The following is a 25,030-nucleotide window of genomic DNA, read 5'->3' as shown; positions in this document are numbered from 1 at the left end:
TCATCTCCTCAGGCGCGCTGGGCCCAGCCCAGCAGGCTCCAGCGCGAGCCACGGGTGCGCAGTTGCCCTTCTCCCTCGCTCAGCGAGCGAGCCATCTTCTCGAGATTGCGGGTAATCGAGGCCCCGCTGGCCGAATCGAGCAGCGGGCTGCCCATGTTCACGCTCTGGGTCACCCGCTTGAAATCGTTGGGCAGGGTGACGATGTGCAGGTTGGGCAGCGCCTCGCGGATGTCCTTGAGCGATACCGGGTTGCTCTTGCTGAAGCGGTTGACCACGATCGTGACCTGGGCATCGTCGACGTGCAGTTCGCTGCCGAGAATACTGACCAGTTGCTGAGCATCGCGCAGATGCGCCACACCCTGCTCCATCACCACCAGCACATGATCGGCATGCTCCAGGGTCATGGCGGTGGCCCCGCTGACCCAACGCGGCAGGTCGACGACGACATCGTCGTAGGCCTCGCCGAGCAGCTTGAGCAGCATCTCCACGCGCGACTCGGGCACCTCGGCAATGGTCATGCGATCCTCGGGCGTCGAGGCCAGCAGGTCCAGGCCGCTCTGGTGCTTCAGGACGTACCCCTCCAGGGCAAGCAGATCGAGGCTGTCGACCAGCTCCAGCGCCCGGACCAGCCCGTGACGCGGCGTGAGGTTGAAGTACAGCGGCAAGGCCCCGAACTGCACGTCCATGTCCATGAGCACGGTCTGCCTGTCGAGGGCCTTGGCCAGCACATGTGCCAGGTTGGCGGCGATCATGCTCGCCCCCGAGCCGCCCTTGGCATTGATGACGGCCGTCAGGCGCGCCGCCTTCTGGCTCGACTCGACCCGCTTGGCGCGCAGCAGATCATTCAGAAACTCTGCCATGTCGTCATCGTTGACAGGCGGCGAAAGAAAATCCCGGGCCCCGGCCCGCATGGCGACGCGCACCAGGTCGGCATTGCCCTGCTCGCCAACGATCAGCAGCGGCGGTCGCTCGCTGGGAGAGCGCTCGCTCAGCGCGGCCATCTCGGCGCGCCAGTTATCACTGGCCACCAGCACGAGGGCATCCGGCAGCGGATAAATGCCTTGCAGCGAGTCGTGATCACCGTTGATGAATAACCGGGTCCTGACACTGATATCCCCGCGCGCCTTCAGCGATGCTTCCAGTGTCGCCAGGACCTCCCTCGAGCGGCCGGCAAGCAGCAATTCCAAGCGTGAGCGCATACGTTGTTCCTTTCGTTGATGACAGGCCTGCCTGCCAACGTGCTGATCGGGTTCCCTTTCTCGCAGTGCCCAGGTTCACGGCGCCATCGAGGATGAGCCGGTGTTCAGCCCGGGGGTGCGCTGACCGCGACGGTAGGCATCCATGTTCCGGACAGCCTTGTCGCCCTGCAGCGCGGGCGGCTGGTCGCCCTCACGGTAGGTCTGGGCCTGCATCATGTGGCGAACGCTGGCACCGTACGGCGGCAGGTCCTTGCCGGGCTGCGGGGCACAGGCGGTCAGCAGCGAGGTGAGGCACAGCAACAGCAGTAAGCGTGCATGAATCATGGTGTGTCTCCCGGCGTGGCGATCAGAGGTCATGGCCGAAGCGGCCTTCGGTACCGCCATCGCGGCGATTGAATAGCGGGTCGGCCGTCGGCGTGAAACGTGGCGCCTGCTGGTCTTGTTCTCCCGCAGTGCCGTTGAAGCGGCCCAGCAGGTAGAACTCCACGTCGTTGGGCGCCACGAAGCTGCCAGTTGGCAGGCGAACCTGCTCCTCGCTGATCGGCGTGGCCAGGCGCGGCGTCACGAAGATGACCAGTTCGGTCTGCTCCTTGACGAATTCCTGACTGCGGAACAGGGCGCCCAGCACCGGCAGGTCGCCCAGACCGGGGAACTTGCTGACGTTCTCGCGCAGGCTTTCGTTGAGCATTCCGGCGATGGCAATGGTCTGGCCGCTGCTCAGCTCAAGGGTGGAACTGGCGCTGCGCTTGATCAGCGACGGCACGAAGAACTGTGACGAGGCGCCATCCGTTGCCAGACTCAGCGCGTTCTGGGATGACAGGTCGGACACCGAGACATCGACACTCAGGCTGATGACGCCGGAGTCCAGCACCACCGGCAGAAAGCTCAGGCCGACGCCGAAATCCTTGTAGTCGATGGTCACCCCGTCATCGCCCGACGGCACCGGGATCGGGAACTCGCCCCCGGCGAGGAACTCGGCTTCCTGACCGGTCAGCGTGGTGAGGTTGGGCTCGGCGAGGATCTTGGCGACCCCTTCGCGGTTGGCGGCGTCCAGTACCATGTTGAGGATGTAATCACTGCGCTGGTAACTGGCGAAGATGCCACTATCCTCGATGACTGCCGTGGCAGGCGCGAATTCGTCAACTACCGGGCCAACAGGGGAATTGCCACCGAAGATGGGCAGTCTTCCGCCGCCTTCGAACTCCGCATCGGGGAACGTTGCCCCGCCCTTGACCGCCCCCAGGCGCAGCGAGGAGCCCGCCACGTTGAGCACGTTGAACTGGCTATCCAGGCGCTTGACCAGCGAGCGCGAGACTTCCGCTACCTTGACGTCGAGCATGACCTGCTGCGCCCCGCCGACCTGCATCAGGTTAAGAATGGGCCCCTCGCCCTCCGCCGCGTCCGACGGGGCAAAGCTGTTGGCCAGGCGCAGCGCGGCATCCAGGCGCGAGGCGCTGGAGACTTCCCCGCTGAGCACGATACGGCCATTGGCCGAACGGACCTGGATCGGCTCGCCCGGCAGCAGCGCGTGCAGGTCGGCCTTCAAGGTTTCCAGGTCGGGTGTGACCTGAATATTGAGGGTACCCTGGACGCGCTCGTTGCGATCCCACAGCACCACGTTGGTGTTGCCCAGGGACTTGCCCACCACATAGATCTGACGCGAACCCACCACCACGATATCGGCCACGTCGGGGTTGCCCACCGAGACCACCTTCACCGGATGGGCGAAGTCCATTACCTTTGATTTGTTGAGCGCCACATCCACCGTCATCGAGCGCCCCTGGTTGGCCATCGCCAGCGAAATGGGCTCCCGCGCTTGTGCACCCGCGCCCTGAGCCCAGCCCAGCGTCGCCATGCTGACGGCCAAGGCCATGATGAGTCGTGTCGTTCCCTGCCTGTTCATGTGCTGTGTCCCCCGCTACCTGTATTTTTTGTCGCTGCCTGCCGCTCCCGCCCTAGTGGCGCACGGTGGTCGAGCTCATTTCGGTGCCGCGAATCACGCTGACCCGCACCGGCGGGGCCGGCTTGTAGACGGGCTTGGGTTCCGGCTTGGCCTGGGGCAACGCTTCCAGCTTGGGCGGGCCGGCCTGGGCGACCTGGATCGGCTCTTCTTCGACTTCTTCGAGGGGGTTGCGCAAGGTAAGCTGGATGCGTCCTTCCTGGGTGGCCTCGACCACCTGCTCCGCCTGCTTGGGCGTAACAGCCAAGGTCACGGCACGCACGATCACCGGGCCATCGCGTTCCTGCGAGGCAATTTGATCCACCGCCAGTACCTTGATGCGCTCGAGTATCGTCTTGGGCTTGACGTCGCGATTGACGTTGCGGTGCGTGGAAACCACGTCCACCACGTTACCGGGCAGCAGGAACCCCGCCACGCCGGCGACATCATCGACGCGTACGCTGATGGCGCGCATGCCTGGCTCCAGCACTGCCGCCAGCGCACTGCCCCCCAGATGCTCGGAAACACGATTCTGCAGGATCACCTCGCCGGGATAGATCGGCTGTGAGCTGACGCGGCCGACCACACTCTCCAAGTCGGTAAAGCTGCCTTCGGGGATGGCATGGGGCGGCAATTGCAGCATACGCAAGTCGGCCGCTTGCACCTTTCTGCCGAACGGGATCTGCAAGGCTGCTACGACCACTGACGCGGTATCCACCTCTTCCTCGCCTTCCTGCTTGCTGATCCAGGTATTGGCCAATCCGGCGGCACTCACCGCCAGCACCAAGGACACCCCCAGCATCAATACAACGCCCTTCTTCATGAGTCACGCTCCTCCCCGGCGACGCCGGGCTCCACGAAATAGTTCTGCCAGGCCCAGCGCAGGCCCTCTTCGGTCAGGTCCTGCTGCCCCAGATAGCGCAGGCGATCCATGGCCAGGCCAATCAGGTCACGGGGATGGCACGGAAGCAGTGGCACGCCAAGGCGGCCATGCATGTCCTCGATCATGAAGCGGGCCAGCGAGTCATTGGCAGGCAGGTCGTTACGCTGGCATTCCTGTTGCCATATAACGGTATATTCTTGCTGAGTCAGCGGCTCGAAGCGGATCTTGTAGCCGATACGCCGCAGGAAGGCCTGATCGGCAAGTTCATGCGGATGCTTGTTGCTCGAGAACACCAGCGCGACATTGAAAGGCACTTGGAAATGCTGGCCGCTGCGCAGGCTCAGGAAGTCACGCCGCTCTTCCATCGGCACGATCCAGCGATTGAACAGTTCTTCCGTCCGCATACGCTGGCGACCCAGATCATCAATGATCAGCATGCCGTTGTTGGCGCGCAGTTGGGCCGGGGCATGGTGGATGCGCGTGGCGGTGTCGTACTGCACTTCGAGCATGTCCATGGTCAGTTCGCCCCCCACCACGACTACCGGGCGTTTGCACAGCACATATCGTGGATCGTGACCGCGATCGAGATACAACGCGCTCAGTGCTGTGTCGGCTTGCGTATCGTCCACCGGCTCGTGTACGCCGCCGTCGTACAGACGCACGGCCTTGTCGGCGACAAGGATGGCATGGGGAATCAGCACGCCGCCGGCCATCAGCCGGGCCAGGCGACGCGCGATGAATGTCTTGCCGGTACCGGGGTCGCCATGGATGAAGGTGGCGCGCCCGGAGTGCATGGCCGGCCCGAGCTGGTCGAGTACCTCAGGGCGAATCATGATGTCGCTGAATGCGGCATGCACCGTGTCCCGATCAATCCCCTGCTGTTGCAGAGCCTGACGCGCCACCAGGGCGTTGTACTGTGCCAGTGGCACCGGCGCCGGGCCGATATAGCCATCGCGCAGCAGCGCCTCTTGCGCCGCCAGGCGGCCACGCTCGGTCAACGCATAGCGCAACACGCCCGTAGGGGTCGCGCCCCGCACCTCCGCCCGGCCCTCTTCACGCAGGAAGGCAAACACGCTTTCGACAATGCTGCCGGGCAGCGCGACACAGCGGGTCACCTCGTGTAGATCGAGCACACCGCGCTCGAAAAGATGCTTGGAGATCAGGTCGGCGACGTAGAGTTCAGTCAGGCCCGCGTCTTCCAGATTACGGGGGCGTACGGCCAGCGGCGGCTTGCCATGCCCATCCGAGCCAGACGACGCACTCACAAATAGCTCGGGGTTGATCCCCGCTTCAGTCAGCGGGCTTTGCATGGCACTCAGCGTGTTGAAATGGCTATCCATCGCGCGGCCTCTTGAATCCAATTTTTTATTTAGCCAATCCGGCCAATGTCAGTAGCTGCGAATCCCAGGCAAGAAACAGCGTCGTGCCGATGGCAATCGATACGGCAAACGGAAACTTGCGACCCATGACTTCGCCTTCGGCCGGAGCGATATAAATAGGACGTCCTGTTGTAACCCAGGTCTTGAACATCAGTCCGTAGCGTGACCAGGGGGAAATAGATGTTTGGTTAAAGAGTGAGCTGGCGGCGTAGCCTAGGGCAACAACGCCCCCCACCGCGATGCTGGACATTGCAGCAAGGAATATGTTTTGGGGCCCCAGAAAGGTGCCGATAGCAGCCATCAATTTGGCGTCCCCTGCACCGGTATAGCCGATTAGATAGCCGGGCAGAAGAATTACAAGCCCAACCCCAAAACCCATTAAAGCATCTAGCAGACCATCGATCCCGACCAGCACCAGTTGCAACATACTCCCCAGAATAGCGCCAGCAAAAACCAAGGCGTTAGGAATACGCCTCTGAATCACATCCCAAATTGCAGCGCTCCAGAGAAAAAAAACAATAGCCACCGAAAAGATCAAGTAATTCATTCCGGCCTCTTAATTAAATTAAAATTATTTATTTAAGTTGGCACCGGATCCGGCGCCAACTTAATCACCATTTATTATGCTGGCTTAGTGGTCCCGGCTTCACCACCCAAAGCCTCTAGCAATGAATTTAAGTGGACGCTAACAGCATCACCGATAGACCAAAAAATTCCCGCACCTACGGCCACAATCAGCCCCGCCACCAGCGCCCATTCGACAACTTCGGTCCCTTCCTCGTCACGCAGAAACTTCTTTACACCCATCATCAGCTTGTTCATGTCTCGAACTCCATTGCGTTTATTTTGTCGGGGCCGTTGGGTTGGCCGCCGTGGGATCCCGCTCCCGAGATCAGAATGGATCTTTACAAAAATTAACGCTTGGTAACCTCTTGCAGCGCTGTGGAACTATTTTGCAGCACTTAGCAATAGAGGCGCTTGATGCGTTTTTGTTGATCGCCAACATAATAAAAATATTTATATATATCAGCATGTTGGAAATTAAAAACATCTATGGCAAAGACACTGCAGGCTGGGCAAAGTCTCATCAGATACCTTGATAGGGCACGACGCCCGGCGCAAAAACATACGGAATAATTAAATCACTCATACTTTTGCATTGTTACAACCAAGTGTCGCTTTCCCTTGCTTGCGTCTGCGGTTACAGCACGAGTTTTTGTACCCAAGAAGTGCTTATAGGCTGCGTTCTCAGGCGCAGCCCATAAGCTTCAATGATTGGTGATCTACATCAAGCTTTACCCTGGCTTGGCCCGCCCGTTCAATAAACCGCAAAAAAGAAGTTGCCTCGTTAGTGCCAGCTTGAATATATTATCATCGTAACAATTAGTAACAACCGCCAGGAAACATCATGCAACGAAAAATCATTTGCGCACTCTTATCGACTGTGGTTATTTCCGGCCCCGTCTTCGCTGCACCTACCGGGTCAAGCTATGTCGGCCTGCAGTACAGCAAGCTCAATTACGAAGCCGAATATGACTACGATTATCTTGGCCAGGAATATGATCTCGACCTAGAAGCCGAGCCTGATGCCTTGATTGGCCGGGTTGGCTACTTCGTGACGGATTACTTTGCCTTGGAAGCTCGGGTCGACATGGGACTCTCCGATGAAGAAGTGACGGTCGAGGATTACAAGTCAGGCGTTGATGTTGGCGTCGACTACATGTATGGCCTTTATGGCATCGGGTACTTGCCACTCGCTGATACCTTGGCGCTATACGCCCTACTTGGCTATACCGGCATCGAGAGTCAGTTTGATTCGCCTATAGGCAAGGTTGAAGAAACGGAATCTGATTTCTCGTATGGTGTGGGTGCTGAAGTCAACTTTACGCCGACCATGGCCGGCTCCGTCGAATATGTGACGTATCTGGACGAATCCGACCAATACGACTTTACCCTCACCGCCATCAGTGCTGGCCTGAGTTATCGTTTCTGAATAACAGTAAGCACTTCATGGTTTACCCAATGTCCCCTTTTTCGAGGGGACATTACCTTCAGGAAGGATGAACGGGCCCGGCCCCCTCATCGCCAACCAGGCTTGCCCCCATCCAAGGCAGCAGATCGGCTCCAGGGTGCTACGCTTAAGCGAGCGTTTCATTCGCGAGGTTGCAGCCATGCTTGAGTTGATCGTTGCCCCGTCACCGCATGTGGTCGCGTTCCGTGCGGCGGGCCGTGTCACCGCCGATGAATTACAAGTGGTCATCGACGCCATCGAGGATGCCAAGCGCCAGCACCCCAAGGTCAGCCTGTATGCCGAGATCGATGCCATGCGCTGGCTGACCGCCACGGCGCTCATCCGTGACATCGGCTACGGCCTGACGCAGATCGGCCAGCTGGAACATTTCCACCGTGTCGCGGTGACGTCCAACCGCCTCTGGGTACGCCCTGTCGCCATGCTGGAAAACCAGCTGTTTCATCCGATCAAGGTTCGAGTCTTTTCCAACCGGGAGAAACAGGACGCCATGACCTGGGTCTGCCAGCTACCCGAGGCATTCGGTGGCCCGAGCGCCAACCAGCCAGGCGGCGGGTCACGTCGGGCGGTATGAGTCATCGGAAGACACGTCAGTCAGCGGGCATGAGGCGGCCGACCACGATCAGTGAACCCGTCGTCGCGTCGGGGCGAACCACGACGATTTCCCCGGAGCGTGGGAAGATCCCGGTCAATGCGGTGATATTGACCTGATGCGTCACCAGCACCCAGGTCTCGTCCGCTGCCATCTCGAGTAGCCGCTGCTCGAGGGCCTGGGTTTGCTCGGCCTCGCGTTCACGTTGGCGAAAGAACGAGTTGAGTGCCGGCAACGGCTCGACCTCTCCCAGGTCGAGCAGCCTGGCCGTATCCAGCGCCCGGCACCATTGGCTAGAATAGACGGCGCTCACGCCGACCTTATGCTGGCGGAACGCTTCGCCGATGGTACGCGCCTGCTCCCGCCCTTCCGGCGACAGATTGCGCTGCGTATTACAGTCTTCCATTACAAAATTGTCGGGGTCCCCGGTACCGGGCGCAATGGCATGGCGCATCAGGGCAGCATGGCCACCCTGGGCCAGCCTGCCCCACAAGGCCTGCGTATCCGGTACGTCCTGTGCCGTGGCACTTGCCGCTAAGGCTGCCATCCAACCCGACATGGCGATACCTGCCAACAACACGCGTATGCCGTTTATCAGGCGCATGGGCCACTCCCGATGATTGCTGTCGATACCCCCCAGTTTGGCTTACCCTGAGCCACCCGACCTGATTTCGACACGATGCTGGAGCGTGAATGCCGCTGCTTCGCCCTTACCTGTTTCTGCTGCTGACGGTGCTGATCTTTTCAGGCAACATCCTGGTCGGCAAGGCGCTGGCCGATCTACCCGCCCTGACCATCTCGTGGGCCCGGGTATTCATCGCCCTGCTTCTGATGATTCCGCTGGGCCTGACGCAGATGCTGCGGGCATTGCCCACGTTGCGTACCCATTGGCGGCCACTGCTGGGTTTGTCTCTGACAGGCGTCGCTTTCTTTAATGTACTCATCTATGCCGCGCTGAAGACCACGTCGCCCACCAATGTGGCGATACTCGAAGCCACCATTCCCGTGGTCACGATCCTGATCGGTTTCGCGCTGCTCGGCGAGCGCTATCGCGGGCTGCAGTGGTTGGGCGTGGTACTGTCATTGGCGGGCGCCGTCGCGGTCATCACCCAAGGCGACACCACGCATGCCACGGGTATCTCGGTGGGTGATGGCATCATGCTCCTGGCCATCCTTGTCTGGGTCGGCTATTCGCTGCTGGTCAGGTCACACATTGCCAAGTTCCCCCGTTATGGCGGGCTGCTGGCCATGCTGATCATCGCCAACCTGGTGCTGGCGCCGCTGGCCATGCTGGACTGGGCCTGGCGAGGCGACATTCCCCGCATCGATGCATCTCAGGCCTTGGGATTGGCGTACCTTGGCATTTTTCCGTCGGTCATCGCCTTGCTGCTCTACAGTAGCGCCATTGGCGATGTCGGCCCTACCCGCTCGGCGGTGTTCTTGAACCTGCTGCCGGTGTTCACCATGCTGGGCGCATGGCTGTTGCTGGGCGAAACGGTCACCTGGGTGCAGATGACGGGCAGCCTGGTGGTGATCGGCGGGGTCCTGCTGACACTGCGTGGCCGTACATGAGGCTGAATACAGCAAACCCGGGCATGTCGCCATGCCCGGGTTCGATACGCCTGTGATGCAAGTGCTGCGACTTGCTCGGCTTACTTGCCCAGCTTACTTGCTCAGTTCTGGCTGCGGGGCAGTCATTCCGCCGGAGAGATGGTCATCCAGCTTGCCCGTAAGCACCTGCTCCGCCGTGGCCTGACGGTTGACGACTGAGCTGGTCCACTGGCCCCAGACCGTATTGTCGATCTTGTCACCATTGTTGCCCAGCTTCTCGAGCCGACGCTTGTCTTCCTCGGTCAGCACCTGCTTGGGCAGCGGCTGAAGATGACGCACATCGTCTGCCTTCATGCCGATCATCTGACCGACCCGGCTGCCATAGTCATCATGGACCAGGAAAAGATGCCACAGCATGCGTTCCTGAACGTCAAGCTCGCAGCTCTGCATCATGCCGCCGAGCACGTTGATGAGTTCATCGCGCTCCCAATCCATCATGGTGTTGTAACGAGCACGCGCCTGGATATAGTCATTGCGGCGCTCGATCACGCTGCGCGTCAGGCGGCCGGAAACCTCGGGCGGATTGTTGGGCTCCTCGCGGTCGGCCTCGTGCAAGCCATTGTGAATCGACGGCTCGTAGTTCACGTGCGGATTCTGCCCCGGCGCGAGATCGACGCCATAGGACATTTCCCCGCCACGCTGGTTGGTGTAGACCTTGCCCTTGACGCCCTTGGGCTGGTTGACCGGCAACTGCAGGTAGTTGGGGCCGACCCGGTAACGCTGGGTGTCGGAGTAGGAGAATGTCCGGCCGATCAGCATTTTGTCATCCGAGAAGTCGAGACCGTCGACCAGCACGCCGGTGCCCATGGCGATCTGCTCATTCTCGTTATGGAAATCCTGCACATTGCGGTTGAGGGTCATGACACCCATGTGACGCAGCGGGAACTGGTCTTCCGGCCAGATCTTGGTGTCGTCGAGCGGGTCCCAGTCGAGTTCGGGATGATCATGATCTTCCATGATCTGCACGAACATGTCCCACTGCGGATAGTCACCACGCTCGATGGATTCGTACAGATCCTTGGAGGCCGAGCCGAGATCCTGACCCTGCACCTTGGCCGCTTCTTCCTCGGTCAGGCTGGCAATTCCGCAGCGCGGATGGAAGTGGTACTTGACCAGGGACGTCTTACCCTGGGCATTGACCATCTTGTAGGTGTTGACGCCGAACCCTTCCATATGTCGATAGCTCGCCGGAATGCCACGCGGGCTGAACAGGTGCGTCAGCATGTGCATGGATTCAGGGGTCTGGCTCATGAAGTCGAGGATGCGATTCGGCTCCTGACGGAACGTGACCGGATCCGGCTTCAGCGAGTGAATGACGTCGGGAAACTTGATGGCGTCGCGAATGAAGAACACGGCCAGGTTGTTGCCGACCAGATCCCAGTTGCCGTCTTCGGTATAGAACTTGACCGCAAAGCCGCGCGGGTCGCGAGCGGCCTCCGATGAATCGCGACCCCCGATAACGGTCGAGAAGCGGATGGCCAGTTCGGTCTTCTTGCCGGCTTCCTGAAAGAGCTTGGCACGCGTATACTTGGAAGCCGGCTCGTCGCCGATCTTGCCGGTCGCCTCGAAGTCGCCATAGGCCACGAAACCACGCGCATGCACGACGCGCTCGGGAATCCGCTCACGGTCGAAGTGGCTGATCTTTTCCAGAAACTGATAGTTTTCCAGCGTTGCCGGCCCACGGCTACCGATAGTGCGCTGAGACTGGTTATTGGTGATCGGATGCCCTTGCCGGTTCGCCAATTGACGACCGGTATCCTGTCCGTTGCTCATAGCGTCTCCTCGTATATGGCTGCCAAGCGGTCCCAGCACAGAGTAACAGCACTCGCTAATAAGTCAGGCAATCCCTTCCTATCGTTGTGAAAACCAAAACTTATTTGACTAGGCTGAGAGAACATTCTGGAAAAGGATCACCAGAGGAGACACTTCATGGATAACTTTCATCTGACGAAAAGCGGCGGTAACTGGCACTTGCGTCGGGAAGGGTCCGAAAAGGACCTGCTCGAGGCGCCTACCAAGGAAGAGGCCGTCCACAAGACTCAGGAGTACATGAGCGACAAGCGGGGCTCGGTCAAGATTCACAGTTCGGAGGGGCAAATCACCGATGAGCGCACTTACCCGCGCAGCATCGATCCTCGCCGTTCGAAAGGCTGAACCGGTCAAGACAAGGAGATCAACGTGACCCTCTCTGCTCTGGCAATCAACTGTACCTTGAAGTCATCGCCGGCGCCGTCCTCTTGCGGCAGGCTGCTTGACGAAGTGTTGGCTGAACTCGACACACTCGGAGTACATGGGGAGTTGTTGCGTGCCGCCGACTACAATATCAAGCCAGGCGTGACGTCCGACGAGGGCGAAGGTGACGACTGGCCCATGATCCGCCAGAAAATACTCGACGCGGATATCTTCATCCTGGGGTCACCCATCTGGCTGGGGCATCCTTCGAGCATTTGTCAGCGCGTCATGGAACGTCTGGATGCACTACTCAGCGAGACTGATGATGCGGGGCGCATGCTGTCTTATGGACGTGTTGCTGCGGCCGCCGTCGTTGGCAACGAGGATGGCGCCCATCATGTCATGGCCGAAGTCTTCCAGGGCCTGAACGATGTGGGATTTACGATACCTGCCAACGCCTCGACCTATTGGGTCGGAGAGGCCATGCAAGGCACGGACTACCAGGATCTCGACGAACCACCGGAGATGGTGAAGCAATCCAACCAGGCCTTGGCACGCAATTGTGTCTATCTGGCCAAGTTGCTCAAGCAGGAAACGTACCCGGCCCAGCAATAGCGTGATGCGAGCCAATCAACGTTATATACAACAAGCCAAGGCACATGCCTTGGCTTGTTTACCGGGAGGGCTGCTTGTTTACGGTTATCCCCAGCACTTCACATACATGACGGCTGTCTCGGCCAGGTCGTGATCCAGGCCTACGGTGGAATAAGCTTCCACTGCTTCTTCGATAGCGGTATCAGTATCGGCTTGCTGGGTGAGTTGCTCGATTTGCAAACCTACCAGGAACAAAGCATCGTTCTCCGGACCTTCATCGTCGACACGCGGCAGGTTCAGCCACGGGGCCTTCCTGGCAAGATCGATTTCCTCTTTGGTGATCATCCGACTCGCTTCCTGATTCAAGATTCTTGATTCATGCCTGCTGGCTACGCCTCCTGACGTAGCAAGGCAACTTTAGATGAGCGCGAAACGCCACACCATCATGGATGGCGTTCTTCCTGTCCTGCGTCAAATAAATTAACAAATTGAGGATATAAACCAGCAAGCGCAGTACCAAGAAGCTAAATAGAAAAGTGTTTATCCCATTCGCCTATGGGTATGAGGCATTCCTTTAGCCGAGTAGTGACTTGTCTTCTACGGGATTGGGAGGCATTAGTGAACCGCAACGACTTGCGTCGAGTCGATTTCCATTTGCTCGTCGTCTTCGAAACACTCATGCATGAGCGCAGCGTGACGCATGCCGCCGAGAAGCTGTTCCTCGGTCAACCGGCGATCAGTGCTGCCCTGTCGCGTCTGCGCCATCTTTTCAACGACCCGCTATTTGTCAGGGCCGGGCGCACCATGGAACCCACCAGCCGGGCCCTGGAAATCTATCGCCACCTCCATCCTGCCCTGGATTCCATTACACAGGCACTTAGCACGACACAAGCGTTCGATCCCTTTACCAGCTACAGCACATTTCGAATCGGGCTGTCGGACGATGTCGAGTTCAGCCTGTTCCCACGGCTATTGCGTCAACTCCGCTATACGGCGCCCAATGTGACTCTGGTCATCAGGCGAGCCAATTACTTGGCAATGCCAGACCTGTTGCACAGCAGCGATATCTCGCTGGGGGTATGCTGCATGCGTGACTTGCCAGCCGATATCCGATGCAAGGAGCTACGACACGCCTATCCCAAGGTCTTGCGAGCCGATACTGCCCCCGAACCCTTGTCTCTGGAAACCTACTGTTCGCGCCCTCATGCCCTGGTTTCCTTCGCGGGCGACCTGAGCGGATGTATCGACACTCACTTGGCCAAGATGGGCTGTAAACGAAAGGTCATACTCGCCGTTTCCGACTTCAGTTGTCTAGGCGCCCTCCTCTCGGGCACCGATATCATTGCGACCGTCCCTGACTATCTGGCTGCAGCATTGCAGACAAGGGACAAGCTTCGCGCCGAAGACGTACCATTCGACGTTCCTGCATTCACGCTTTCCCTGGCTTGGCGCAGTGCCCAGGATAACGATCCTGCCGAGTTCTGGTTACGCGCTCTGGTTCAATCACACTTCGGTAATTCTGTTCCCCCTATCGTTGCCTAGGTTTTCATCAATGCCCTTGATGTAAGCATTCGCCGCGTTCGATTCGTAACTCAGGCAAGCCTGATCAATCCTTTCTTGGCGGGCACGTATTGCCCCACCACGAGGATCAGGTCATGAACACCGATAAAGCGATGGTCCTTCTTCTGTCAGCGCTACTGTCGGCGCCTGTACTGGCAAGTACAGCGTCCGATAGAGCCTATCAAGCGTTGCAGCAGCCACTATCCCAGCGCGTGACCCAGCAGCAAGCATTTAAAGGCACGAGCGAAGCCGCGATTTCTGCAGCCAGACGCGAAAACCGCGTCGATGACAGCGATGGACTGATCAAGGCGCGTCATATGTTCCAACAGCCAGTCAGGCAAATGACGTCCAATCGTGCCTGGCAGCAAGGAAAAACCCCGTCAAGAAAGCCGAGCGACTGGTGATCGTGCCAAGCTGCAACTGCCTGTCGCCATAGACACGCCCCGCCACGGCAGGGCGTGTTTCTTTACTGCCTCAGGGTACGCCATGAGGCCGAAACTTTGCGTCACTGCACTCGATAGCGCTAACGTCTGTAAATCATTTCATGGAAGAAGGCTAACTTCGCCAATGAGGCAAACGACCCGCACCTATGAAGGACGTATCCCGGCAAAGGCCATGGTAGAAGATGGTGTCCTATGGATACCGGTCAACCACCATATTGAAGGGGTCTTCGAAAACCACGAGGCACATACGACGATTACTTTCGTTCAAGCCGAAGGTGGCCTGGCCGAATCCACCCAAACACTGGCAGACGAGTATCGGGAGTTGCAAGAGCGCGTCAACCAGCCGCCAACTCCAGAGGAATACTTTGCAATGCATGAACTACCGTCGCCCCCTTCAACAGTTGACGCTCCCCAGGAGCGCGGGGAATGGCAGTTCTACTGGCATGGACGTGAGCTGCTGGCCAGCCGTATTCCCTCAGCCAAGCTGCCTCGCCCAACCTTCTACCGGCTCTACAGTCGTGATGATCAACTGACGCTGCAAACCGCCCTGGATCTCTTCGAACGTGCCGTCGTTGAGCATGGGCACCTACGTATCAGGATCAAAGACATCAACAACAAGATCAGAGATAACATTAACCTTCTCAAGAAGGAACTCTCTGACATTTACCACCGTGAAAACACCTCGAAAGCTGGCAGATAAGAAGGCCAGCACAGCGGTGAAGGCCGTACTTTCCTGATCGCTGGACCTCATCACAACTGCTATCAAGCCAGCCCGGCTCACGCGCAGCCGGGCTTGTTGCGTTTTACTGGTCAACTCTGCACTGAAGCCCTTCTTAGACAGAGAGCAGCGCTTCGCAGGGAATTTCATCCTCGGCTGCCATTGCTGTACCCTGCCTTGGATATCGCTACATGGGGAGACCGATCAATGGACAAGCTGCTGTTATCCGCGCTGACGCTAGGCTGCCTCTCGATGGCCCTCGTCTATTTCTCTCTCCAGGAACCCGGTGAGCCCGAAATGACGGCTCTTCAAGCCAAGGATCAAGTCCACAAACCTAGCGCAGCAGCCACACATAACGCGCATCGGCCTGACTGGCAGGCTCCAGCCGCTCAGGCGCCGCCTGCGCTCTCTGGACCGAGGGGCTACGTGTACGAGATCTAGCCTGTCCGCTCGGAGTACTTTGCATCCAGCACACTCTTCTTATCGGTGACCAGAAAAGTGTCGAGCCCAGGAGCGAAGTTTAATTAGCAACGAAATAAATTTCCTGAATTTAACATCGATCAACATTTGTAGACGGAAAACTGTGTCACTGTGTTCGTCGTCGAGCAGGGAAGGACAACCGGTGCCATTGCACATGAGTGCAAGGATGCACGATGGGTTGCAAGGAAGCTCGATGGGACTCGCAATGATGCACCGTCCAGAGCCCGGCCCCGGTCGGGCTCATTCAATTCCGCTTCCGCATCCGATTCGCGAAACCAACGAACGGTACGAAGTGACCTGATGCCCACCACTAGTAAGTAGTAAGCCTCTGAGTACGAAACGAAGCCGATGGGCTCGATTTCTGGGGCAAGGGTCAAGAAAGGCAAGCTCAGGAGTACATATGCGTCACGATGCAAGAGCATATGCTCGCTTATAATCTTGAGACTATTTCGAGAGCCTAAAACGACGAAGGGGATCAAGCTATGCTTGATCCCCTTCATAATCCTGTGGCGGAGAGGGAGGCAAAGGTAGAGCAAAGGAGCCAGATAGAAGAGACGACTCCCACCTTCACAAGCTGTGCAGCTCGCTATATCAAAGCTCACCGCCGCAGCTGGCGGAATGCCAAGCATGCCCGCCAGTGGGTTAGTACATTGAAGGCCTATGCCAGGCCGGTCATCGGGTCCAAACCGGTCAATGAAGTGACCACACAGGACGTTTTAAAAGTTCTTTCACCTATTTGGACCACTAAGACCGAAACGGCCAAGCGAGTACAGGGGCGTATTGAAAACGTGCTCGACTACGCTGCTGCGCATAATTACAAAGACCCCATCAATCCTGCTCGTTGGCGTGGCCATCTCGACAAACTGCTCGCCAAGCCATCCCGGGTTAAAAAGGTAGTTCATCACCCTGCCATGCCATATGACGAGGTCGCCGCTTTCATGGCTGAACTCCAAGGCTACACCAGTATCTCCTCTAAAGCATTACAGTTCTTGATACTGACAGCGACACGAACCTCGGAAGCCTTACGCTCCGAGTGGGCGGAACTCGACCTCAAAAACGAGACGTGGACGATCCCTGCAGATCGGATGAAAGCGCGACGTGAGCATCGAGTGCCGTTATCACGGCAAGCTATGGAACTGCTGATGCAACTGCCACGAGTGCAAGGTAACCCTTATCTCTTTCCAGGGGCACGCCATGGTCGTCCCCTCTCAAATATGGCCATGTTGCAGCTGATGCGAGGCATGGGCTATGGCCAAGATGGCAAGTGCAATAACTACGTCCCTCATGGCTTCCGCTCGAGCTTTCGTGACTGGACTGGAGAAGTCACCAGCTATCCCCGAGACGTAGCCGAAATGGCGTTGGCCCACACCATAGAAAACAAAGTGGAAGCAGCATATAGACGGGGAGACCTGTTCGCGAAGCGGCGAGCCATGATGCAAGAGTGGGCAAATTTTATTTTACCCACCCCTCTATAGTCACCTGCACCTACATTTCGCCCTTTCTGCTTCAATGTTAGGGCTATTTGGGCTCTATACCCTGATTAACTAGGGATGTACTCTACTTCTTCCGGTAGAATCTTCGCTAGTTTAACTGGACTCCCTCCTTTGAAATCTCCTTTTGTATTGCGGAAGGCTTTTTTACTAGGAAAAATTTCATCCCACTCATCGTCTCCGCCATTGCCAATGGCTATAAAATTACCTTGGCTCCACATAGACTCTTCTAAATAGTGATTATACCAAAGCAATTGTGAGCGCAAATCATTATTTTCGACGTCGGGCTCGTAGCCATTTCGCTTAACCTCTAGCAAGCCAGAAACATCGTTCCCTGAGCTCATTATCTCCATCAAGCAATGTTGAAAAATCTTGTTCTGAGGAACCCCTCCTACTGGAGAGCCTCTGATTATTGCCTTCCAGTTATCAAATTGGTAGTTCTCATAATACCAAGGTGATTTTCTTTGCCAATAAGCCCCATAGTGCAGCAACAGGCTTTGGAGTTTTTTGTTTCTATTAGACTGTAAAGGGAAACAATGATAGAACGCATCTCTAATGGCACGCAACTTGTCCTGTGTAAGCCCACCATCGAACTCCAAAAGATGCGTAATATTAACGCCACCCACATCAGAACCATCCAGGTTAAGCGGGTGATCTTCAATACTCCAAAGCAGCGATTCAAACTCACGCTTAGTTATTTCATCTTTAACCCTAGCTAGCCAACGCTCCCGTTGGTACTCTTCTTTTTCTGGCTCGTTGCTTATAAAACCCTCTCTTAGAAGACGCTCTACGCTTTCCTTGATATGCGAGGCTGCACGAACATTATTATGGTAGCGTAGGTAAAAATTACGTATCCCTCTAAAAACAACCTCGAAAGGAACATTCGACTCGATAGAGGATGCTACCCAATGCACAACCCCCCATACAAGCACCATGTTATTTGTCTGCGAAGAAAAAACACTCGGCTGCGAATAGTCAACAAACCAGTCTGTTCTATCCTGATTGAGGATATCCCAAATATCTTTTAAGCAATTACCAACCCAATCCGCATATACATACAAATTTGAAAATTTTTGTTGATAGCTATCCAGATACTCCAGAACCAGAAAGTACTTTTCTATATCTTCTAGGCCAAGAATATCCGAAACAACGCCTCCAGCTACTTTACTATCGGCGTTATTACGAACAAGATATTTAGCATTACCGCTAAGGTATTGCTTTAAAGCAGCTATGCAGGCTAGAAAGGCATTGAATCCTTTATCCGCGCTAGGATTAGGCGCTCCTCGAACAACCTCTCTCTTACGCCAGAAAAAATCTTGCCAGTCTTCCCACCTTTTTCCCCAAAGGTCCTTTTCTTCCTCACTGTTTAAGTGTGATAAAAGATTCGCTTTAAGATTCTCATTTTCTTGGACCTGCTCCCCCCTAGCATTTAAGTAGATATAAAGATTCTCACCTTGAGCGCTAATATTGGTATCAAAATACCAAAACACTGTGTAATCTTGGATAAAGTTGAAAAACCTCTTCTCATCCAGCCCAGAGCTCTCCAGCCAAGCCTTTATTAGATTAATATTTGAAAGCATTGTACTGATACTAGCATCCAACTTATAACCGTCAAGAAACCAAGGCTGGTCTGTTACCTCGGCTTCAGGATCACTTAACAGAAGATAAACAGTACGGTTGAGAAATAAGCTTGTTGCGTCACGAACTCGATAATCGAGGACAGGCGAACCTCCTTTGCGATAGTACTTGTTGAACTCTTCCGCCTCGCCACAGCGAGCGGCTAGGACTAAAAGTAACAGGTAAATACTAGTAATGCGCTGCTGACCATCGATCAGGAAATAGCGACCTAGATATTGCTCATCTGTGTACGCATAAATAAAACCAATATTCGACGAATAATTACGTTTTCGATAAAACAGATCAAAATCCTGCTGCAGCTGAGCATTTTTATCGTTATCTTCCAAACTTTCTACTTGTGGCACACTAGCGTAGACAAACTTTTTAAAATCCGCAGTTAACGACTGCAAAAAACCTTTCAGCTGCGGCTCTTTCCATACATAATCACGTTGAATTTCTGGTACTATTATTCTTCTAACATAACGATTGACGAAAAGCTCTTTATAAGTATATTTACCAGCTTTCATAAATCGCCTCTCATCAAGGCCGCATGAAGTGAACTAGATACATGTTTGGAGTGAGAAGAAATATCATGCGCCGTCCATTGTTCTATGTCATCATCGAGACCTGTTATCATCTTCGCAAATACATCAAAAGTATGTTTAGGGACAAAGCTTCCAGCCTGGATTCTCTGCAAGATGGCAACTCTCTTATCAACAAAAAACTTGTTCCCTAATGCACTATTATCACCTTTTGCTAATAGGCAAATATTTCCAATATTGTTAATACATCCCGTTGCCTCCAGAGCTTTCTCATAGACATCGCGCTGTTCCGTACTTCTCTGTGGCAACTGTAAAACCTCCTCAACTTGTTCGCTAATTTCCTTTTCTTCACTAGCGTCCTGCAGCAGCTGCCGAATATTTTCTTTATGCGATTCTTTTAGGACCTGCCCTTTGCCTTCTGGAGACTGAGGAAAAATATGCTCAAGGGACCATTCTTCTTTATTAAATGCCTCAAAGTTGAAACGGCCACGATACTTACTATCTGGATATATGCTTAGCGAAAGCAGCACTGCATGAATTCTATTGTCGTCTTCACCATACATCAGCTTTTCAACTTCATTGAGGTTACCTTCTTCTATACCGATCAAGCTCCTAACACAGTCGCCCAACCATGCCTTCAGGTCAGCTCGGCTGGGCTTATCCAAACACGCTCTTAAAAATGGCAGGGTTATATATGGGCTAGATTTAGCAAAGCGACAGAAACCGATAGCGTGATAAAAATAATCATTATCGAACCAATCAGCCAAGCGCTGCTGAATATCAATCAACTGTGTCAGTACTTGGTCTGCATCATTGAGCTGGCTATAAAATTCAAAAAGCGGATACTTCTGTGATGATAATGATAACTTACTCTTCGTAAGCTTCGCTAGGCCCATAGCAGTAAGTTTCAATAACTGATGCATGCCATCTGATGCGCTCCCGAAATAGAAGTTACGCACCTGTGCCTGTCTGGTCCAGCGCTGTATATTCTCCCAATCCTTGCCTAAACCCAGCCTTACCTCCAGTACCTCCTTGAAATGGCTATCAGCATTGTGGACACGCTTACGGCCAGCTTGAGTAAGCAAAAGCCCCTTAATTAACTCCGTTTCCGTCAACGGAACCTTGTTGCTATTAAGGTTCCTGAAAACTGTTTCACTACTAATATGCCTTTCTACAGAATTCACTATTAGTTTTACTGAAGATAAGATATAGCGATAAAACTCTACCCGCTCTTCAATTTCACAAATGAGCAGATAACAGGCTTTGACCGCACCATGCAGTAAGTATATATCCTGCTTGTCCAACTCTGGCCTAATGGTTACCAAATCCTCCCAGCTCGTTTCAGCAAGGTGCAGCACTTTATCTGAAGGATAAATACTTTCTTCAAAGAAATTGCTACGTACCGCATAGTGCAGCTTTCCAGCTGCGATATTTTTATTTAAGTTTGAGTTTCCAAGAAGCGCACTAAACACTGATAACAAGACAGAAAGAGTTGTAAGTCGCTGTTGACCATCAATAACTTCCAAACAATCTATTTCCTGATCACCGACAACCAAGGGCCTACGCTTTACAGTAATGTACTGGAGGTAATATTCTTCTTCTTTATTTTGGAATGCAGACTTTAGGTCGTCAAGCAGTATGGTCACTGCTCCACCTTTCTCAGAAGACCATTTATAACCGCGTTGGTAAGCAGGGATATGAAAGAAATTTGCTGTGTACTGCGACAGACAACCCGCTGTGGTTTCTCTATCAAATATCTCGTCAAGGCTAAAAATCAGCTCTTTCATTTTAGATTAATTCCTCTGTCACGCTAATTCTCCTGCCAGGCCTTTTCTTGTAGCTTTTCTTGACTAGTCGCACCAAAAATATCGAAACAATACAATCAAATTAATTTAGTGCTTATCAGAAAAGCTTTATTTTAATAAATGGCCAACCGCCTAATAAAGATCGAAGGCGGTTACATAGCCACGCTCACCTCAGCTCCGAGCCGCAAGCTCCTCTGCTTGTATCGTCAAGCGTCTCGCGACATCATGGCTGGTCCGGCAATTTCTATCGCCCAGTTGCCTGAAAATAACATCCCGTGAAGCAGTCAACAGCAGCGGGTCAGCATCAACGACCAAACCGTTTCCCTTTTGTGCAACTGGCCATAATAGCTTCTCTCGCACTGCTAGCATGCTGTTGCGATCTGGTGTGTCGAAGTTTAAATGCACGCGCTGTCCGTGACGGTTATTGACATCGACGCGGAAACGGTCAATTTCAGAGATCTGGTTATTCTGTGAATCAGGGCTGGAGTTCAATTTCTGTGACGCCAAGCTGGCAGAGGCTGAATTCAACATTACCTTTTGCTGCCGACCTACTCTGTCATCCTGACGCCCCTGAAGTGGCAGGGAGCGTTCTTTCAGCTCAATCTGGCTGTCTTCGGGAGGCTCAGTGTCGAGGGCATCCTCTAAGGTGCGCAGTTCATGATTATCGATACGGATCGATACCAAGGGCTTTCTGTTTTGCCAAGCCGTCTGCACTTCTGTTAGTGGCTGAAGCATGTAGTCGAGTAGTTTCTCGAAGACGGGATCACCGTAGGTGGCGAAATGCAATCGACGGTGGTCATCCTGGCCAAGGCCATGCTCGAAGAGGTCACGTGACGTTGTCAGCAACACCTCACGAGGCAGCCCAGGCACATCGACTAGGCTGAAGGCGTCTCCATGCCTGAAGCTTTCGATGCTTCCACCCAGTGCTCTGAGATACTTACTCTCGCTGATGGCGCTCCAGATGAGTTCAAGGGTTGCTGGCAGAGGCTCTGCCCGCTGCTGAGCCTCCAGTGCTTCATAGGCTGCCTTCTGCTCATCAGCCTTGAATTCCGTGAGCTGTTGCCGTTCCTTGATACGCTTGGCATGCTCGTAGGCTCGGCATAGCAGCTCTTCCTCATCAATCTTGCCCTGTTCGCCATCTGCCTTAGCGTAGTCCTCGAAGTCCTCGGGTTGGATCGGCAACAGGGAGAACTGCAGCTCACCGGAAACGGTAAGGGCTTCCCGGAAGCGTTGGACCAGCCGAGAATAGACCACTTCCTCCACACTGTCCTGGTATAGATAATTCAAGACGCGGATATGCTCGTGATGCTGGCCGATACGGTCGATACGGCCGATGCGCTGCTCCAGCATCATTGGGTTCCAGGGCAGGTCGAAGTTGATCAGCAGATCTGCACTCTGCAGGTTCAAACCTTCGGCTGCCGCATCGGTGCAAAGCAGGATGTCGATGTTCCCACCAACGAAACTTTGTTTGATAGTGGTGCGATCCATCCTCTCGGGATGGTACTCACCGGCTCGGCGCAAGGTGCCGCCAGCGCCGGAGAATGTTCCCATCGGGCATCGAGGCAGTAACCTTCGTAGTTCGTCATGGAGATAATTCATGGTGTCGGCATAGCGAGTAAACAACACCAATTGGCGAACCCGGTCTGTCCCGCTCACTCGACGCTGATCGATATCCTGCAGGAGCTGCTGCATTTTGCGTGGAGTAGAGGGCAACCGGTCCATAGTGGCAAGCAAGCGAGATACAGCCCCCTGCTCCCAGGTAAGGTCGCTCTCGGTACGATGCTTAAGCACCAATCCTTCTACTTCTTCGTCGGACATCTCCTCCAGCTCTTCGCGGTCAATATCGCTATTGGCGAACTGCTGGGCTTTATGGTCCAGTGTCTGTCGGATCTTGACCAAGCGGCGCTCGAGAGAGCAACGCAGAGCGTAAAAGGATGACGCATAGCGCAGCCGCAGGAAGCTGAGATAGAAGCCAATTGCGGCCCGTTGACGTCCCTCCTCCATGTTGGCGGCAATATGGCTAGCTAGCTCGGCACAGTAATCCTGAAGCTGGTCGTAGACCTCGCGCTCGACACCGGAGAGTTTGACGATGCTAGGGTGGACTTCCCTCCATGCCAAGTTGGCATTCAACAGGCCTTCGCGCTGATAGGCGCGCAAAAGCGAACGGGTATGCCGTAACATGCTGCGGCCAAGTGGTGCCAACAGGCTCAGTGCCGGCTGTACCTCATCCCAGTCCATTGGCTCTAGCCAACGTTCAACGAAGTCCTCAAGCCCGGTCTGCCCGAAAAAGCTCAGAACATGGTTATGTACAAACCGCCATTGCTCCGGTGAAGACGCACGTACATCATTCAGGTATCGTCGTAGCCATTCGCTCTCATAGTCTGCCATGGGCTCACGATTGAGCAGCTTGTCTCGAGTGCGATAGAAAATTTCGCACAAATCTTCTGAGAACTGCACGGCGCCGGCAGAAGGCATCAGCTTAAGCAGATCAAAGGCTTCTACCCGGTTAAGTTGCATCGGCGTCGCCGTAGCCAGTAGCAAGGTTCGAGACTTGCCATATAGCTCGCTCTGGAGCTCCTGGTAGAGCTTATTAAACCGGGGCACAGCCGTTTGGTTGTCTGGGGTCTGACGCCTTGCCTTATGGGCCTCATCGACCAGCACCAGATCCGTTTCAGGGAGGCCTGCCAACAGGCGTCCACCGTGACGATTGATCACCAACCCGGTTGAGATTATCTCCAACGGGCTGTCGAACATTTTCCCATCACCCTGGATAGTCTCACCGCTGAGCATGTCGATACATTCCCAGCGACCCTTGCTGTTAGTGCGGCGGTAAAAAGGCAAGAAAAACTTTTCAGCCATTTCAACCAGCCACTGGGCTGTTAATGAAGCCGGAGCGAATACCCGAATCGAGCGGGCCCTGCCACTTAACCAAAGAGCACGAAAAGCTAGACCTGCTTCGATAGTCTTGCCCAGGCCCACTTCATCGCAGAGCAGATGATTGCGGGGGTAAGTCTCTAATAAGCGGTTAGCAACGAAGCGCTGGTGTGGCCAAGGCTCGATCGGTGTCGTTTCAATGCCCACCTGCTCACCGCCAGGTAATAAAGGGGCCAGCCGAATCATTGCAAACCGTAGCCGCTCAGCAAGGCTTGGCTGGATCTCGTCAGCTTCACGCACCTCTTGCTTCTGGTCCGGCATCGGATGGTATGGCATCGGAGTACCATCGATTTCGAACAACCCCGTTACGTTGCTTGCGATCTTGACCAGCCTGGCATGCACCGCTTCAGGTAAGGAGAAGGTCTTGATGGCGGGATGTTTGCCCAGCCACAGCGCCTCGAAGCTGCGGTGCTTGTCCTTCAGAATGCTTCTGTTCCAATCAGAGATCCAAGAGGGCTGTAGCGTAATGTTCTCAGCATTGACCGCCAGAGCCGTACGGGACTCGTTGAGTGATCCCGATATATAAATTTCATCCTCTTCGTCACCCAGAATGAACCATTTTTCATGCAGGTAGCCATCCTGAGCAAAATCTAGCGGTTGCGGCGTACCCTCCTGAGCATGCACCCGTAACCCTACACGCACACTCAAATAGCCCTGAGTGACCATCCAGGCCAGTAGCTCCACCCCGTGACGCACGGCGTCAGGCCATGAAGGCGTAATGTCAAGCTGCTCCAGCATCACCCTATCGGCACGAGAGGTATCACCCCGCAAGATAGCAGCAGCATCCTCTGGGTCGAGTTGCATACCGACCACGAAGCGTGCTACCCCGCCGTTTTCTACAAAACGTGAGAAACCTTGTGACGCTGCCGCCAGAGACGATGAGGTGAAATACCCCGCTACACGGTCATACCGAGTGGCGCGTGACAAGGCAGGGATATAGAAATCATGAAGGATATCTACAAGTTTCCCGTCCTCACGGATGTCGGAGGTCGCGTAGCTATGCTTCCAATCGAAGTCTCTTATCACCATACCTGGCCTCATAC

22 protein-coding genes are annotated in these 25,030 nt (G+C 55.0%); 9 read left to right on the top strand and 13 right to left on the bottom strand.

Annotation, left to right across the window (positions count from 1 at the left end):
• Positions 1 to 8 precede the first annotated feature (8 nt).
• The 7 genes from BM194_RS04585 to BM194_RS04555 all read right to left on the bottom strand — a co-directional run bounded on the left by BM194_RS04585 (position 9) and on the right by BM194_RS04555 (position 6,222).
• On the bottom strand, positions 9 to 1,199 hold the full coding sequence (locus tag BM194_RS04585; RefSeq protein ID WP_092844160.1) for a CpaE/TadZ family protein: 1,191 nt from the start codon (positions 1,197 to 1,199) through the stop codon (positions 9 to 11).
• Between the two features lie 75 nt (positions 1,200 to 1,274).
• A complete protein-coding gene (locus BM194_RS04580) occupies positions 1,275 to 1,523 on the bottom strand; it encodes a hypothetical protein (RefSeq protein WP_092844158.1) in 249 nt (82 codons plus the stop codon).
• Positions 1,524 to 1,545: 22 nt separating this feature from the next.
• Positions 1,546 to 3,102, bottom strand: coding sequence for a type II and III secretion system protein family protein (locus tag BM194_RS04575; protein WP_244890873.1), 1,557 nt, complete (start codon positions 3,100 to 3,102; stop codon positions 1,546 to 1,548).
• A 52-nt stretch (positions 3,103 to 3,154) separates the two neighbouring features.
• The gene (gene cpaB / locus BM194_RS04570) at positions 3,155 to 3,961 is read right to left on the bottom strand and encodes a Flp pilus assembly protein CpaB (RefSeq protein WP_218155359.1); all 807 of its coding nucleotides are present in this window, start codon (positions 3,959 to 3,961) and stop codon (positions 3,155 to 3,157) included.
• Positions 3,958 to 5,361: a P-loop NTPase and SpoVK domain-containing protein gene (locus tag BM194_RS04565; RefSeq protein ID WP_092844154.1), complete on the bottom strand. Its 1,404-nt coding sequence runs from the start codon at positions 5,359 to 5,361 to the stop codon at positions 3,958 to 3,960. The genes cpaB and BM194_RS04565 overlap by 4 nt, the downstream gene beginning before the upstream one ends.
• A gap of 25 nt (positions 5,362 to 5,386) precedes the next feature.
• On the bottom strand, positions 5,387 to 5,947 hold the full coding sequence (locus BM194_RS04560; protein WP_092844152.1) for an A24 family peptidase: 561 nt from the start codon (positions 5,945 to 5,947) through the stop codon (positions 5,387 to 5,389).
• 74 nt (positions 5,948 to 6,021) lie between these two features.
• Entirely contained in the window at positions 6,022 to 6,222 is a 201-nt protein-coding gene (locus tag BM194_RS04555) for a Flp family type IVb pilin (RefSeq protein ID WP_092844150.1), read from the bottom strand.
• 586 nt (positions 6,223 to 6,808) lie between these two features.
• On the opposite strand from BM194_RS04555, the gene BM194_RS04550 reads away from it, so the two are divergent.
• Together BM194_RS04550 and BM194_RS04545 are read left to right on the top strand one after the other, a co-directional pair.
• Positions 6,809 to 7,393, top strand: a complete 585-nt coding sequence (locus tag BM194_RS04550; RefSeq protein ID WP_092844148.1) for a porin family protein — start codon at positions 6,809 to 6,811, stop codon at positions 7,391 to 7,393.
• 178 nt (positions 7,394 to 7,571) lie between these two features.
• Positions 7,572 to 8,003: a SpoIIAA family protein gene (locus tag BM194_RS04545; RefSeq protein WP_092844336.1), complete on the top strand. Its 432-nt coding sequence runs from the start codon at positions 7,572 to 7,574 to the stop codon at positions 8,001 to 8,003.
• Between the two features lie 16 nt (positions 8,004 to 8,019).
• Here BM194_RS04545 and BM194_RS04540 read toward each other — a convergent pair whose 3' ends face one another.
• Complete coding sequence (locus BM194_RS04540) at positions 8,020 to 8,625, bottom strand: histidine phosphatase family protein (RefSeq protein ID WP_177223344.1); 606 nt, start codon at positions 8,623 to 8,625, stop codon at positions 8,020 to 8,022.
• A gap of 89 nt (positions 8,626 to 8,714) precedes the next feature.
• Between BM194_RS04540 and BM194_RS04535 the strand changes: the two genes are divergently transcribed.
• Positions 8,715 to 9,593, top strand: coding sequence for a DMT family transporter (locus BM194_RS04535; RefSeq protein ID WP_092844146.1), 879 nt, complete (start codon positions 8,715 to 8,717; stop codon positions 9,591 to 9,593).
• A gap of 93 nt (positions 9,594 to 9,686) precedes the next feature.
• Here BM194_RS04535 and BM194_RS04530 read toward each other — a convergent pair whose 3' ends face one another.
• Positions 9,687 to 11,405, bottom strand: a complete 1,719-nt coding sequence (locus BM194_RS04530) for a catalase (protein WP_092844144.1) — start codon at positions 11,403 to 11,405, stop codon at positions 9,687 to 9,689.
• A gap of 156 nt (positions 11,406 to 11,561) precedes the next feature.
• On the opposite strand from BM194_RS04530, the gene BM194_RS04525 reads away from it, so the two are divergent.
• Both BM194_RS04525 and BM194_RS04520 read left to right on the top strand, forming a co-directional pair.
• Positions 11,562 to 11,786, top strand: a complete 225-nt coding sequence (locus tag BM194_RS04525) for a DUF2188 domain-containing protein (RefSeq protein ID WP_092844142.1) — start codon at positions 11,562 to 11,564, stop codon at positions 11,784 to 11,786.
• Positions 11,787 to 11,810: 24 nt separating this feature from the next.
• Positions 11,811 to 12,419 (top strand): flavodoxin family protein, encoded by a 609-nt coding sequence (locus tag BM194_RS04520; protein WP_092844140.1) that lies wholly within the window; start codon positions 11,811 to 11,813, stop codon positions 12,417 to 12,419.
• Positions 12,420 to 12,503: 84 nt separating this feature from the next.
• Here BM194_RS04520 and BM194_RS04515 read toward each other — a convergent pair whose 3' ends face one another.
• Positions 12,504 to 12,743, bottom strand: coding sequence for a hypothetical protein (locus BM194_RS04515; protein ID WP_092844138.1), 240 nt, complete (start codon positions 12,741 to 12,743; stop codon positions 12,504 to 12,506).
• A gap of 273 nt (positions 12,744 to 13,016) precedes the next feature.
• Here BM194_RS04515 and BM194_RS04510 point away from each other — a divergent pair, with 273 nt between their 5' ends.
• The 4 genes from BM194_RS04510 to BM194_RS04490 all read left to right on the top strand — a co-directional run bounded on the left by BM194_RS04510 (position 13,017) and on the right by BM194_RS04490 (position 17,074).
• A complete protein-coding gene (locus tag BM194_RS04510) occupies positions 13,017 to 13,940 on the top strand; it encodes a LysR family transcriptional regulator (RefSeq protein WP_092844136.1) in 924 nt (307 codons plus the stop codon).
• Between the two features lie 113 nt (positions 13,941 to 14,053).
• Complete coding sequence (locus BM194_RS04505; protein WP_092844134.1) at positions 14,054 to 14,362, top strand: hypothetical protein; 309 nt, start codon at positions 14,054 to 14,056, stop codon at positions 14,360 to 14,362.
• Between the two features lie 163 nt (positions 14,363 to 14,525).
• Positions 14,526 to 15,101, top strand: a complete 576-nt coding sequence (locus tag BM194_RS04500) for a hypothetical protein (protein ID WP_092844132.1) — start codon at positions 14,526 to 14,528, stop codon at positions 15,099 to 15,101.
• Between the two features lie 980 nt (positions 15,102 to 16,081).
• Positions 16,082 to 17,074, top strand: coding sequence for a tyrosine-type recombinase/integrase (locus BM194_RS04490; protein WP_092844128.1), 993 nt, complete (start codon positions 16,082 to 16,084; stop codon positions 17,072 to 17,074).
• Positions 17,075 to 17,139: 65 nt separating this feature from the next.
• On the opposite strand, the gene BM194_RS04485 is transcribed toward BM194_RS04490, so the two are convergent.
• The 3 genes from BM194_RS04485 to BM194_RS04475 form a co-directional block, all read right to left on the bottom strand.
• Positions 17,140 to 19,233, bottom strand: coding sequence for a DUF262 domain-containing protein (locus tag BM194_RS04485; RefSeq protein ID WP_092844126.1), 2,094 nt, complete (start codon positions 19,231 to 19,233; stop codon positions 17,140 to 17,142).
• Positions 19,230 to 21,035, bottom strand: coding sequence for a DUF262 domain-containing protein (locus tag BM194_RS04480; RefSeq protein ID WP_092844124.1), 1,806 nt, complete (start codon positions 21,033 to 21,035; stop codon positions 19,230 to 19,232). Before BM194_RS04480 ends, BM194_RS04485 begins: the two co-directional genes overlap by 4 nt.
• Positions 21,036 to 21,224: 189 nt before the next feature.
• The gene (locus BM194_RS04475; protein WP_177223343.1) at positions 21,225 to 25,016 is read right to left on the bottom strand and encodes a helicase-related protein; all 3,792 of its coding nucleotides are present in this window, start codon (positions 25,014 to 25,016) and stop codon (positions 21,225 to 21,227) included.
• Between the last annotated feature and the right edge of the window lie 14 nt (positions 25,017 to 25,030).

Source organism: Modicisalibacter xianhensis (assembly GCF_900113605.1).
In the GTDB taxonomy this organism is placed as follows: Bacteria; Pseudomonadota; Gammaproteobacteria; order Pseudomonadales; family Halomonadaceae; genus Modicisalibacter; species Modicisalibacter xianhensis.
Note: the sequence above shows the minus strand (reverse complement) of the source record. Positions and strands in the feature narration are given on the sequence as shown.

Coding starts and splice junctions, on each gene's coding strand:
- BM194_RS04585 (WP_092844160.1), bottom strand. CDS start 1,199: ATGCGCTCACGCTTGGAATTGCTGCTTGCCGGCCGCTCGAGGGAGGTC.
- BM194_RS04580 (WP_092844158.1), bottom strand. CDS start 1,523: ATGATTCATGCACGCTTACTGCTGTTGCTGTGCCTCACCTCGCTGCTG.
- BM194_RS04575 (WP_244890873.1), bottom strand. CDS start 3,102: ATGAACAGGCAGGGAACGACACGACTCATCATGGCCTTGGCCGTCAGC.
- cpaB (WP_218155359.1), bottom strand. CDS start 3,961: ATGAAGAAGGGCGTTGTATTGATGCTGGGGGTGTCCTTGGTGCTGGCG.
- BM194_RS04565 (WP_092844154.1), bottom strand. CDS start 5,361: ATGGATAGCCATTTCAACACGCTGAGTGCCATGCAAAGCCCGCTGACT.
- BM194_RS04560 (WP_092844152.1), bottom strand. CDS start 5,947: ATGAATTACTTGATCTTTTCGGTGGCTATTGTTTTTTTTCTCTGGAGC.
- BM194_RS04555 (WP_092844150.1), bottom strand. CDS start 6,222: ATGAACAAGCTGATGATGGGTGTAAAGAAGTTTCTGCGTGACGAGGAA.
- BM194_RS04550 (WP_092844148.1), top strand. CDS start 6,809: ATGCAACGAAAAATCATTTGCGCACTCTTATCGACTGTGGTTATTTCC.
- BM194_RS04545 (WP_092844336.1), top strand. CDS start 7,572: ATGCTTGAGTTGATCGTTGCCCCGTCACCGCATGTGGTCGCGTTCCGT.
- BM194_RS04540 (WP_177223344.1), bottom strand. CDS start 8,625: ATGCGCCTGATAAACGGCATACGCGTGTTGTTGGCAGGTATCGCCATG.
- BM194_RS04535 (WP_092844146.1), top strand. CDS start 8,715: ATGCCGCTGCTTCGCCCTTACCTGTTTCTGCTGCTGACGGTGCTGATC.
- BM194_RS04530 (WP_092844144.1), bottom strand. CDS start 11,405: ATGAGCAACGGACAGGATACCGGTCGTCAATTGGCGAACCGGCAAGGG.
- BM194_RS04525 (WP_092844142.1), top strand. CDS start 11,562: ATGGATAACTTTCATCTGACGAAAAGCGGCGGTAACTGGCACTTGCGT.
- BM194_RS04515 (WP_092844138.1), bottom strand. CDS start 12,743: ATGATCACCAAAGAGGAAATCGATCTTGCCAGGAAGGCCCCGTGGCTG.
- BM194_RS04505 (WP_092844134.1), top strand. CDS start 14,054: ATGAACACCGATAAAGCGATGGTCCTTCTTCTGTCAGCGCTACTGTCG.
- BM194_RS04500 (WP_092844132.1), top strand. CDS start 14,526: ATGAGGCAAACGACCCGCACCTATGAAGGACGTATCCCGGCAAAGGCC.
- BM194_RS04490 (WP_092844128.1), top strand. CDS start 16,082: ATGCTTGATCCCCTTCATAATCCTGTGGCGGAGAGGGAGGCAAAGGTA.
- BM194_RS04485 (WP_092844126.1), bottom strand. CDS start 19,233: ATGAAAGCTGGTAAATATACTTATAAAGAGCTTTTCGTCAATCGTTAT.
- BM194_RS04480 (WP_092844124.1), bottom strand. CDS start 21,035: ATGAAAGAGCTGATTTTTAGCCTTGACGAGATATTTGATAGAGAAACC.
- BM194_RS04475 (WP_177223343.1), bottom strand. CDS start 25,016: ATGGTGATAAGAGACTTCGATTGGAAGCATAGCTACGCGACCTCCGAC.